The sequence below is a fragment of the Kitasatospora sp. NPDC005751 genome, from assembly GCF_040630835.1.
Taxonomy (GTDB): domain Bacteria; phylum Actinomycetota; class Actinomycetes; order Streptomycetales; family Streptomycetaceae; genus Kitasatospora.
On sequence record NZ_JBEXYC010000013.1, the window covers coordinates 83,513 to 94,276 of the forward strand.

Genomic DNA, 10,764 nt, shown 5'->3' on the forward strand with positions numbered 1-10,764 from the left:
GTCGGTGGGCTGAGGATTAACCGATCGAAACGACGGGGTGGTTGCTGTGGGCGGCGATGAGCGCGTGGTGTTCGAGGACGGCGAACTGCCGGAGGGTTCCGAGGGGGTCGCGGAGTTCTTCAGCGCGGTGGGGAAGTTGGTGAAGCTGTTCCGTGAGCGAGCCGGTCTTACCCAGAAGGAGTTCGCTCAGCGCGTCGGATACGGCGAGGACCTTGTCGGAGCGGTCGAGCGAGGGCGGAGGACGGCACGGGTCGAGTTCTTGAACGCCGCTGACGAGCTCCTCGGCGCGGGCGGAGCGCTCAAGGTTGTCGCGGGCGATGTGATGAAAGCGAAGATCCGCGTCAGCACGCGGCATCCGGCATGGTCGAAGGCCTTCACCAAGGAAGAGGCCCGGGCCATTGAGATCCACGAGTACAGCATGATCGCAGTCCCTGGCCTGTTGCAGACAGAAGCGCATGCGCGGGCCCTGTACAACATGCGCCGCCCGTGGTTGTCGACGGAGCAGGTGGATCAGTGGGTTTCTGCCCGGATGGCCCGACAGGAGATCCTGAGCCGATGGCCACTACCGGCGATGAGTTGGGTGGTTGACGAAAGCGTGCTGCGACGGCCGGTGGGTGGCTGGGATGTGCATGAGGAACAACTGAGACACCTGCTGACGATCGGGCAGATGCGGGGCCTGGAACTCCAGGTGTTGCCGTTGGATGGGACGGGGCATGCCGGTATGGGAGGCTCCTTCATCCTTCTGACTCCGAGCGGGCGGTCGCAGATCGCTTATGTAGAGGTGCAGCACGTTAATAGACTGATCACGGATCCGGAGGAAGTCCGTAGAATGGCCGTACGTTACGGCAGCATCAGGGCACAGGCGCTCAGTTCCGAAGCGTCGCTGGCCTTGATCGAGAAGAGGCTGGTAGAGCGATGAGCAAGGCCGAGCTGGCGTGGTTCAAGAGCAGCCACAGCACCAACGAGGGCGCTGCTTGCATCGAAGTTGCCTGGCAGAAGAGTAGCTACAGCAGCAACGAGGGTGGCCAGTGCGTTGAGGTCGCTTGGCAGAAGAGCAGCCACAGCGGTAACGAGGGTGCCAACTGCGTGGAGGTCGCCTCCATGCCCGGCACCGTCCACGTCCGCGACTCCAAGGACAGGAGCGGCCCGCAGCTGGCCTTCGAGCCCGCCGCCTGGCAGGCGTTCGTCGAGTTCGCCGCCGCCTCCTCCCTCTGACTCCGTAGCTCCGACGTCCCTCTCCGACTACCCGTCACAGACCCCCGGCCGTCCGCCAATCGGCGGACGGCCGTCTTCTGTACGGGTGGCCTCCCCCTCTTGTACGGGTGCCGCTGGTAGCAACGGAGCCGACAGCCAGGGGGGAACGCAGAGACGAGGTAGCGCAGCCATGTCCCACCACCTCAGCGGTCCCGACCTGCGGTCGCCCCGGGGCGATGCCCGGCTGGACCTCACCGACCTGTTCGCGTTCCCGGCGGCCGACGCCTCGGGGCGGACGGTGCTCATCATGAACGTGAACCCGTACGCGCCGACCCGGGCCAACGCCTTCCACCCGGACGCGGTCTACCGGATCAACATCGACAACGACGGGGACGACCAGGCGGACGTCGCCTACTCCTTCACCTTCTCCGACCCCGAGGCCGGCGCCCAGACCGTGACCGTCCACCGGGCCACCGGTGACGCCGCGCGCCAGCACGAGGCCAACGGCGACGTCCTCTTCGCCGGCGTCCCGGTCGCCTTCGGCGACGCCCCCGACGTGGTCGAGGCGAACGGCTACAAGCTCTCCGTCGGCCTGCGCAGCGACCCCTTCTTCGCCGACCTCGAAGGGATCGTCAACAACTTCACCTGGACCGGCAAGGACGCGATGGCCGAGGCGAACGTCTTCGGCATCGCCCTCGAAGCGCCGGACGCCGAGCTGGGGCCGGAGGCGACGATCGGCGTCTGGGCGCGGGTCAGCCTCCACGAGGACGGCCGGCTGGTCTCCGTCGACCGGGGCGCGCACCCCTCCCTGACCGCCTACTTCAACGCCGAGGACGTGAAGGACGCGTACAACGCGGGCGAACCGGCCGACGACTGGGCGAAGTACCGCGAGCCCTGGACGGCCGTCCTCCAGCACACCGGCGACTACACCACGGACGCGGCCACCGAGACGCTGAAGCTCGTCCTCCCCGACATCCTGCGCTACGACCGCTCGCGCCCGGCGATCTACCCCAACGGGCGGACCCTGGTCGACGACGTGACCTCGGCCCGGCTGTCCATGGTCTCCGGCGGCAAGATCACCGGCGACCACATCCCCCCGCACGTCGACCTGCTCCCCGTCTTCCCCCACCTGGGCCACCCGCACCCGGCCGTCTGACGCCCGCGCCGCCCGCGCCGCCCGCCCGCCCGTCCGACCGCTCGCCCGCACGCGTGTCCGACGGTCTGCCGGGCAGACGCCCCGGCAGACCGGGCGCGCACGGCGCCCGCTGCCGAGAGGGGGCCGTCGTGGCCGCAGGAGCGCACGGAAGACCGGCCGGCCGGGGAGCGGCCGCCGACGACACGGCGGACGGCGCGCTGCGCTGGGCCGGGCGCGCCGGGTTCACGGCCCGGGGCGTCGTCTACGTCCTGGTCGGCTACCTCGCCCTGCGGATCGCCTTCGGCAAGGGCTCGGACGAGGCCGACCGCCAGGGCGCGCTGCGCACGGTGGCCGACCAGCCACTGGGCCGGGCGGTGCTCTGGCTGCTGGTGGCCGGCTTCGCGGGCATGGCGCTGTGGCGGGCCGCCTCGGCCGCTTTCGGCCGCGGCAAGGACGGCAAGCCGGGCAAGCGCGCCCTCAACGCCGGCCGCGCGCTCTTCTACGCTGCGGTCTGCTGGGGAACGGCCGCCTTCGCGCTGGGCAGCGGCGGACAGTCGAGCAGCGACGACACCTCCAAGGACTGGACGGCCTCCGCCCTCGACCTGCCGGCCGGTCGGTACCTGGTCGGCGCGGCGGGCCTGGTGCTGGCCGGGGTCGGGGTCGGCACCGCCGTCCGGGCCCTTCGGCGCCGCTTCCTCGAACGGTTGGACACGGCGGCGATGGGGCCGCGCGTCCGGACGGCCGTCACCGCCTGCGGGGTCGCCGGCAACACCGCGCGGGGCCTCGTCTTCGCTGCGGCCGGTGCCTTCGCCGTCACCGCCGCGGTCCGCTTCGACCCGCAGCGGGCCAAGGGCCTCGACGACACCCTTCGCAGCCTCGCCACCACCCCGGTCGGCCCCTGGCTGCTGGTGCTCACCGCCGTCGGTCTGCTGCTCTTCGGCGCCTTCTCCTTCGCCTCCGCGCGCTGGCGCCGCCTCTCCTGACGGCGCCCGGCGGTGCCACCGGTCGGACCCTACGGTCGGACCGGTGGCTCTTCGAGCCGTGCGGGTCGAGTCCGGCGCCGGGCGTCGTGAGCCGGATCCTGCCCTCAGGCCGGGGGAGAAGCGGGCGGGCAGCCACCGCGAGCCCTGATCGTGTTGGTCAGGTGCCCGGCCCCGTCAGGGCCGGGCACCTCCGCACCCCGCGGTCGCGCGACGTCCCGACCGGTCACCCGGACCGTGCGGGCGCCCGCTGCCTGGCTACCTCGTACGATCGGGTGCTTTCCGATCGTACGAGGAGTCCTTGCGTTGGAGATGTTCCGCTTCGACCGCGCCGAGAAGGTCGTCGACCGCTACGACAGCCTCGGTGCCACCGCGACACCGGTCGCCGCAGGCGGGGAAACCGTCCACCTGACCTGCCTGGTCATCGAACCGGGCGGGACCATCGGCGCCCATCCGGCTCCGGTGGGTCAGCTCTTCCTGGTGATCGCGGGCGATGGCTGGGTGGCGGGCGCCGACGGGCAACGGGTGCCGGTGTCGGCCGGTGACGGCGTCCGCTGGGAGCCGGGCGAGGAGCACGCCTCCGGCACGGCCACCGGCCTCACGGCCCTTGCCGTGGAGGGCCCGTCGCTGCTCCTCCTCGCCACTCCCGGCCCGCGCGCGACCTCCTGAGGCGGCTCCGGCTCCCGCCTTCGCCGCGAACGCCCTTCCGCCGCCGGCCCGTAGCGGACGGGCCGGCGGCGGAAGGGCGTTCGTGAAGGTCTGCGGACGGTGCCGGTTCAGGCGCCGTCGTAGTAGCGGCGTTCCTCCACCACCGGGTCGACCCCGCCGACGACCGGTCGGCGGCGGCGCAGGGCGCGGGCGTAGACGACCAGGCCGAGCAGGCCGGCCACCATCAGGACGATGCCGACGACATCGACGTTGACGCCCGAGAGGTGCCAGTCGACGGCGAAGGTGAGGATGGCGCCCAAGGCGAAGACGATGATGCAACCGCCGATACCCATGGCGGTCTCCTTCCCGTTCTCGGAAGGGCCGGCCGGGGCCGGCGGGGCGGGTGTGGGGTCAGGCGAGAAGTCGGTCGAGGACGGCGCGGTAGTCGCGCATCGCCAGTCGTAGCTGCTCGGTGCGGGCGCCGGGCTCCTCGCCGGGGGTCCGGCAGCCTTCGCGCAGGTCCTCCAGGCGTCGGCGGGCGGCCTCGGCGACCAGGTCGGCGGTTCGGCTGACCAGGCTGTCGGCGGCGGCCGCCGAACCGGCGGGGTCGTCCACGAAGGCGATCTGGGCGCGTTCCCACTCGGCCCGTGCCTCCTGGACGGCGGTGGTGTCCAGCCAGGGGCCCAGGCCGGCGGCCGGTCGGTCGGGGGCGGCGGGAGCGGTCGGAGCGACGGTCTCGCCGGTGGGCGCGGTCGGGGCGGCCGCGCCCGGCGCCGGCGGTGCGGTCGGGGCGGCGGGGACGGCGTCCGGGGCGGGCGCCGCGTCCGGCTCGGCGGGTCGGACCGCCGGGAACTTCTGGAGCGAGGCGACGTCCGGCCGGTCCTCGGACCGCTCGGCCGTGCCGGCGGTGGCCGGTGCGGGGCCGTGCCCGGCGGCGTGCCGGGGGTGGCCGGACCGGCCACCGGCGTGGGTGCCGGCGTGGCGCGGGTCGGCGGCGTGGTGGACCCGGCCGTGACCGGGCCGGTCGTCGTTGCCCTGGCCGTTCTCGCTGCGGTGCTGCTCGATGCGGGTCATCGTCTCCTCCTCGGACTGACGTCGTACGGATGCGTCCGGACCGGCCCGGATACGTACGGCGGCCGTACGGGCCGGTGGCGTACGGGCCGGTGGCGTACAGGTCGGCGCTGTACAAGTGCTGTGCGGATACGGATGCGGGTGTGCTGTGCGGGTGGGGTACGGGCGGGGCGGGTCAGTGGCGGGCGAGCGCGCCGGTGCGCTCCTCGTGGAGCAGTTCCACGATCAGGTCGCGGACGGCGATCACGGAGCAGCGCAGTTCCTCGCTGTCCGCGCCCGGGTTGTCCAGGGCCCGGCGGGCGTCGCGGTAGGCGGGCAGCCGCGCCGCGTGGTCGACGGAGAGGACCTCCGGACGGCCCTCGCCCGGGTAGCCCATGTCGGTCAGCAGGGAGTCCAGCAGCCGCGCCGTACGGACGGCGGACTGGCGCGGGTCCTCGACGAACAGGGCTTGCAGGCCGCGCAGTTCGGCCAGGTACCGGTCGCGGTCGGCGGCCTCGACCGGGACGGTCTTCACCCGGCGGCGCAGCGCCAGCCGGTCGGTGAGGTCGTGCTCGGCCGCCCGGACGTCGCCCTCGTGGACCAGGACGGTGCGGTCGTACTCCGGCCCGAACCGTGCGCGCAGTCGGTGCGAGCGCAGCCGGGGGGCCAGGACGGCGAAGAGTGCGGCCGCCGCGATGACCGCGACAATGACGATCTGAAGAGGATCCATTTCCGCTCCTTTCGGCGGCGGGCCGCCGGTGCGGCCGCCGGGCCCTCGCTTTGCCCGTCCGGCGCCCGGCAAACCCCCCTGGGTGGTGCGCGGCTGTCCCGCCGTCGCCCGAGCGACCGTCAGATGCCGTCCAAGTGCGGTGCCGATACGGTTCCCGGGTACACGACCGACCGTGCTCCCGGCGGTAACCAGAAAGGCCACGAACGCATGCGCTTCCTCGTGGAGGAGACCTCTGACGGCGTCTCGGAACGCCGCTTCACCCACGGCGACGTCCCCGGTGTGCTGTGGACGCCCACCGGTACCGGCGGTGGCCGCCCGCTGGTGCTGCTGGGCCACGGCGGGGGCGGGCACAGCCGGACGCCGGTCCTGGCCGCCCGCGCCCGCCGCCTGGTGACGGAGTACGGCTTCGCGGTAGTGGCCGTGGACACGCCCGGCCACGGGGACCGGCCGCGCTCCGCGCGGGACGCCTGGTTCGAGGCGGAGATCGGCGCGCTGCTGGCGGCGGGCGAGCCGCTGAGCCGGGGGATCGCCGAGCACACGGCGGCGCTCGCGGAGCGGGCGGTGCCCGAGTGGCGGGCGGTGCTGGACGCGCTGGGCGGGCTCGACGAGGTCGGCGCGGAGCACCCGGTGGGCTACTGGGGCCTGTCGCTGGCCAGCGTGGTCGGCCTCCCGCTGGTGGCGGCGGAACCGCGGATCACCGCCGCCGTCCTGGGCCTGGCCGGCCACGAGTCGCTGACCGGGGCGGCGGCCCGGGTCACCGTCCCGGTCCGGTTCGTGCTGCAGTGGGACGACGAACTGGTCGCGCGCACGGCGGGGTTCGCGCTGTTCGAAGCCCTGGGCTCGGCGGAGAAGACCCTGCACGCCAACCCCGGCGGCCACGCGGGTGTGCCCGCGGCGGAGCTGGAGAGCGCGGCGCGGTTCCTCGAGCGGCACCTGCGCGCACCCGTGGCGCCGGGCCTCCCGGCCGGCTCCGTATTCTGAAGCGCCGCCGGGCAGGCCGGAGCCGTACGAGAGGGATGACGATGGAACAGCAGCAGTCCGAGCGCGGGCTCGTCGTGGTGAGCGAGAGCGGCGTCGGCCGCTACGGCCAGCAGGTCCGGGCCGGCCGCCACGAGCTGGCGGCCGACGAGCCGGGGCCGGTGGGCGCCGACAGCGGGCCGAACCCCTACGACCTGCTGCTGGCCGCGCTCGGCAGCTGCACCTCGATGACGGTGCGGATGTACGCGGAGCGCAAGGGCTGGCCGCTGGAGAAGGTCACCGTCGCGCTGCGGCACGAGCGGGTGCACGCCGAGGACTGCGCGGAGTGCGAGAGCGGGCACGGGCTGGTCGACCGGATCACCCGGGAGATCCGGCTGGACGGCGCCCTCGACGCCGAGCAGCGCCGGCGGCTGCTGGACATCGCGGAGAAGTGCCCGGTGCACCGGACGCTGACCGCCGGCGTCGTGGTCAGCACCACGGAGGTGCCGCCGGAGGCCGCCGCCCGGGGCTGAGGGCCGTCACGACTGCCGCTGGCCGGCCAGGTCGACCTCGCCCCGGACCAGGGCGCCGGCCTGGTCCGGCGTCAGCGGGCGGGCGAAGAGGTAGCCCTGGCCGAGCGGGCAGCCCATGGCGGCGAGCAGGTCGCGTTGCTCGGTGTTCTCGATGCCCTCGGCGATGACCTGGACGCCCAGCGTGTCGGCGATCCGGGTGATGCCCTCGACCAGCGCGTACTGCTGCTGCGACATCCCGAGCCCGTCGATGAAGGACTTGTCGATCTTCAGGATCGAGATCGGGAACTCCCGCAGGTAGGAGAGCGAGGAGTAGCCGGTGCCGAAGTCGTCGATCGCGATGCCGACGCCCAGCTCCTCGCTCAGCGTGCGCATGTCGGTGTGCACCCGCTCGTCGCGCCGCATCAGCACCGACTCGGTCAGCTCCAGCACCAGCGCCTCGGGGGCGATCCCGGAGGCCCGTACCGCGGCGCGCACGACGTCGACGAAGCCGGCGTCCCGGAACTGCCGGGCGGACACGTTCACGTTGACCCGCAGGGGTGGCCGGCCGGTGGCGCGGCGGCGGTCGGCGGTCAGCCGCTGCCAGCCGGCGGCCTCGTGCGCGGCGCGCTCCAGGACCCAGGCGCCGAGCGGCACGATCTGGCCGCTCTCCTCGGCGAGCGCGATGAACTCGTCGGGCAGGACCATCCCGCGCCGGTCGTGCGGCCAGCGGACCAGTGCCTCGAAGGCGACCAGCTCGCCCGTCGCCAGGTCGACGATCGGCTGGTAGTAGAGCTTGAACGCGGACTCGGCGATCGCGACGTCCAGGTTCTCGTTCAGCTCGTGCCGCTCCACCAGCCCGGCCTGGAGGGCGGGCTGGTAGTGGCACCACTGGCGCTTGCCGGCCGACTTCGCCGAGTACAGCGCCAGGTCGGCGTGGGTGAGCAGCTCCGCCGAGTCCACGCTGTCCTCGGTGGTCGCCACCCCGATGCTCGCCGTCACCCGGACGGCGCCCGCGCTCAGCTTGAACGGTTCGACGAAGGCGGCCAGCACGCTGTCCGCGATCGCGCCGACGTCCGCGGGGCGCACCGCGTCCTCGACCAGCACCGCGAACTCGTCGCCGCCGAGCCGGGCCGCCGTGTCGGAGGTGCGCAGCGCGGTGGAGACCCGCAGCGAGACGGCGACCAGCAGCTCGTCGCCGACCGCGTGGCCCTGGGTGTCGTTGACCACCTTGAAGTCGTCCAGGTCGATGAAGAGCACGCCGGTGACCGCCCCGCTGCGCTCGCCCCGGGAGAGCGCGTGGCCGACCCGGTCCTGGAAGAGCACCCGGTTGGCCAGGCCGGTGAGGGAGTCGTGGAAGGCCCGGTGGGTGAGCTCGCGCTCCATCTGCCGCTGCTCGGTGACGTCGCGCAGGGTGAGCACCAGGCCGCCGACGGTCGGATCCCCGCGCAGGTCGTTGCAGCGCACCTCGGCCTCGATCGGGGTGCGGTCCTGGCGCAGCAGGCGCCAGTGCTCGCGCTGCTGCTCGCGGCTGTCGCCGGTGCGGACCCCGCCGTCCGGGCCGCGCATCCGGGCCAGCGCGCTGCCGACGGTGCGGCTGTCCTCGGGCGGGACGAGGTCAGTGATCAGGACGCCGTCCAGGTCGGCGTAGCCGAGGACGCGTTCGGCGGAGGACGAGGCGTAGCGGACGCCGTCGTCGGCGTTGAGGATCAGGATGACGTCGCTGGCGCTCTGCACCAGGGTGCGGAAGTAGGCCTCGCTGTTGCGGCGGTTGATCTCCTGGCTAAGCATGACGCGCTCGACGGCCAGCGCGGCCTGGGCGGCCAGGATCTCCAGCGAGCTCCAGAGGCTGGTCAGCTCCTGCTCGGTGCCGGTCACGATGAGGGCGCCGATCAGCGGGTCGCCGGAGGGGCGCTCGGCCAGGGTGAGCGGGCTGAGCAGTGCGCAGGGCATGCCGTCGAAGCGGACGGCGAGATCGGTGCCGATGTCCTCGACGGGGAGTAAACGGGTCTCCCGGACGGCCGCCAGGGCGAGCACCTCGTCCGAGTCGGAGCCGTCGTGCGGGTGGTGCTGGGCGGGGCCGCGCTCGGCGTGCCGGATGTGCAGGACACCGGCCTCGCTGACCGCGAGCAGGGCGACGTGCCCGCGCTCGGTGGGCATCAGGGTGGAGGCGGCCCCCTGGACGGCGTCGGCCACCTCCTCGACGGTGACGGCGGCCGTGAGCGAGGCGCCGGCCTCGCGCAGCACGCGCTCCCGGGCGATGGCCTCGCGCCGGGCGCTCACCACGAGCGCGAGGCGCGCCAGTACGAGCAGGAAGAGCAGCGCGGAGAAGGCGCCGATCACCCCGGCGTTGTTGGTGTCGCCGTTGATCGACTCGACGATCAGGATGGTCGGCGCGACCAGCGAGGCGGCGGCGAGCAGGGCGAGCCGGCCCCGCCCGAGATCGACCTGTTGGGTGGGGACCGGTTTGGTGAGCTCGACCATCGAGGGATGCAGGGCGGCCGCGCCCCAGGCGGTGTAGAAGGCCGCCCAGCCGAGGTCGACCGGCGTCCCGATGTGCCAGTTGCCGTGCAGCACGATGAGCCCGTACAGGATGTCGGAGATCAGCAGGCCGACCGTGCCGACGGTGAGCAGCTGGAGCGCGCGGCTGCCGCCGCCGCGTGGCACCAGCAGGCGCAGCAGCAGCGCGAGGACCACCACGTCGCCCAGCGGGTAGGCGATCGAGACGGCCTTCTGGAACCAGCTGAGGTCGGGGTTACGGGCGTACGGGAGGATCAGGTAGATCCAGGCGAGCAGGGCCAGGCCCATGGTCAGGATGAGGGCGTCCAGCAGGCTGGCGCGGTCCTGGTGGGCCGTGCGCCAGCGGATGAAGCCCAGCACGCCGGCCGCGTAGAGCAGGTACTCGGCGAGGTAGAAGCCGTCGGCGACGGAGGGGAAGGGGCTGCCCAGGTGCAGGAACTGCATCTGGATGACCTGGACGACCTCGCCGGCGGTGAAACTGAGGTTGGCGAGGGCGAGCAGGTACCAGAACAGCCGGTGCGCCGGGCGGTTGAGGTGGACACCCACCACGATGGCCGCTACGCCGCCGAGGCCGATGCCGGTCCACCAGATGATCCGCTGGGTCGGGTTGCTGTAGTAGATGCAGGTGAACAGCACCATCCACGACAGGTAACAGACCATCAGGCGTTGTCGCCGACGTGTCAAGGACGCTACCTCCTCCGCGATATCACGGGCGCCGGTCCGGCGGTGACTTCGGGCGAGGACGGGATCTGCCGGGGCAGGTCCGGGGGTTGTGCTCGGGGCTGTGCTCGGGGTTGTGCTCGACTTCCTCGAAAGGTGTACTCGGGTACGACCGTAGGCCCTGTCGGGGGAGTCCGCTCGGGGGTGCCCGCGGTTTCCGGGCAGCGGCCCCGTCCGTCCGGTGGCTTTCGGCCGGACGTTCGGAACGGTCCTTCGGTGCGTATAGTCGGAAATGTCGCACCTCCCAGCATTCTGCCGCCACACCACGAGGTCAAGCCGGTGGACGACGCAGTCGACAGCGCACAGGGCGCGCGCCCGGAT

11 protein-coding genes are annotated in these 10,764 nt (G+C 72.9%); 7 read left to right on the forward strand and 4 right to left on the reverse strand.

Annotated features, from left to right (window positions below; genetic code table 11):
- Positions 1-46: 46 nt before the first annotated feature.
- The 5 genes from ABZ497_RS15465 to ABZ497_RS15485 all read left to right on the forward strand — a co-directional run bounded on the left by ABZ497_RS15465 (position 47) and on the right by ABZ497_RS15485 (position 3,978).
- Entirely contained in the window at positions 47-919 is an 873-nt protein-coding gene (locus ABZ497_RS15465; protein WP_359805377.1) for a helix-turn-helix transcriptional regulator, read from the forward strand.
- The gene (locus ABZ497_RS15470; RefSeq protein WP_359805379.1) at positions 916-1,215 is read left to right on the forward strand and encodes a DUF397 domain-containing protein; all 300 of its coding nucleotides are present in this window, start codon (positions 916-918) and stop codon (positions 1,213-1,215) included. The genes ABZ497_RS15465 and ABZ497_RS15470 overlap by 4 nt, the downstream gene beginning before the upstream one ends.
- A gap of 169 nt (positions 1,216-1,384) precedes the next feature.
- Positions 1,385-2,350 (forward strand): DUF4331 family protein, encoded by a 966-nt coding sequence (locus tag ABZ497_RS15475; protein WP_359805380.1) that lies wholly within the window; start codon positions 1,385-1,387, stop codon positions 2,348-2,350.
- A 128-nt stretch (positions 2,351-2,478) separates the two neighbouring features.
- Positions 2,479-3,312 (forward strand): DUF1206 domain-containing protein, encoded by an 834-nt coding sequence (locus tag ABZ497_RS15480; RefSeq protein ID WP_359805382.1) that lies wholly within the window; start codon positions 2,479-2,481, stop codon positions 3,310-3,312.
- A gap of 309 nt (positions 3,313-3,621) precedes the next feature.
- On the forward strand, positions 3,622-3,978 hold the full coding sequence (locus ABZ497_RS15485; protein WP_359805468.1) for a cupin domain-containing protein: 357 nt from the start codon (positions 3,622-3,624) through the stop codon (positions 3,976-3,978).
- Positions 3,979-4,085: 107 nt separating this feature from the next.
- Here the strand turns inward: ABZ497_RS15485 and ABZ497_RS15490 are convergent, their stop codons facing one another.
- The 3 genes from ABZ497_RS15490 to ABZ497_RS15500 form a co-directional block, all read right to left on the reverse strand.
- Complete coding sequence (locus ABZ497_RS15490) at positions 4,086-4,310, reverse strand: DUF6458 family protein (RefSeq protein WP_329490362.1); 225 nt, start codon at positions 4,308-4,310, stop codon at positions 4,086-4,088.
- 58 nt (positions 4,311-4,368) lie between these two features.
- On the reverse strand, positions 4,369-5,031 hold the full coding sequence (locus tag ABZ497_RS15495) for a hypothetical protein (RefSeq protein ID WP_359805383.1): 663 nt from the start codon (positions 5,029-5,031) through the stop codon (positions 4,369-4,371).
- A gap of 172 nt (positions 5,032-5,203) precedes the next feature.
- Positions 5,204-5,737 (reverse strand): hypothetical protein, encoded by a 534-nt coding sequence (locus ABZ497_RS15500; RefSeq protein ID WP_329490364.1) that lies wholly within the window; start codon positions 5,735-5,737, stop codon positions 5,204-5,206.
- A 207-nt stretch (positions 5,738-5,944) separates the two neighbouring features.
- On the opposite strand from ABZ497_RS15500, the gene ABZ497_RS15505 reads away from it, so the two are divergent.
- Positions 5,945-6,718: an alpha/beta hydrolase gene (locus ABZ497_RS15505; RefSeq protein WP_359805385.1), complete on the forward strand. Its 774-nt coding sequence runs from the start codon at positions 5,945-5,947 to the stop codon at positions 6,716-6,718.
- 41 nt (positions 6,719-6,759) lie between these two features.
- Entirely contained in the window at positions 6,760-7,227 is a 468-nt protein-coding gene (locus ABZ497_RS15510) for an OsmC family protein (RefSeq protein ID WP_352287520.1), read from the forward strand.
- 6 nt (positions 7,228-7,233) lie between these two features.
- Here the strand turns inward: ABZ497_RS15510 and ABZ497_RS15515 are convergent, their stop codons facing one another.
- Positions 7,234-10,407, reverse strand: coding sequence for an EAL domain-containing protein (locus tag ABZ497_RS15515; protein ID WP_359805387.1), 3,174 nt, complete (start codon positions 10,405-10,407; stop codon positions 7,234-7,236).
- Between the last annotated feature and the right edge of the window lie 357 nt (positions 10,408-10,764).

Coding starts and splice junctions, on each gene's coding strand:
- ABZ497_RS15510 (WP_352287520.1), top strand. CDS start 6,760: ATGGAACAGCAGCAGTCCGAGCGCGGGCTCGTCGTGGTGAGCGAGAGC.
- ABZ497_RS15500 (WP_329490364.1), bottom strand. CDS start 5,737: ATGGATCCTCTTCAGATCGTCATTGTCGCGGTCATCGCGGCGGCCGCA.
- ABZ497_RS15495 (WP_359805383.1), bottom strand. CDS start 5,031: ATGACCCGCATCGAGCAGCACCGCAGCGAGAACGGCCAGGGCAACGAC.
- ABZ497_RS15490 (WP_329490362.1), bottom strand. CDS start 4,310: ATGGGTATCGGCGGTTGCATCATCGTCTTCGCCTTGGGCGCCATCCTC.
- ABZ497_RS15485 (WP_359805468.1), top strand. CDS start 3,622: ATGTTCCGCTTCGACCGCGCCGAGAAGGTCGTCGACCGCTACGACAGC.
- ABZ497_RS15505 (WP_359805385.1), top strand. CDS start 5,945: ATGCGCTTCCTCGTGGAGGAGACCTCTGACGGCGTCTCGGAACGCCGC.
- ABZ497_RS15470 (WP_359805379.1), top strand. CDS start 916: ATGAGCAAGGCCGAGCTGGCGTGGTTCAAGAGCAGCCACAGCACCAAC.
- ABZ497_RS15475 (WP_359805380.1), top strand. CDS start 1,385: ATGTCCCACCACCTCAGCGGTCCCGACCTGCGGTCGCCCCGGGGCGAT.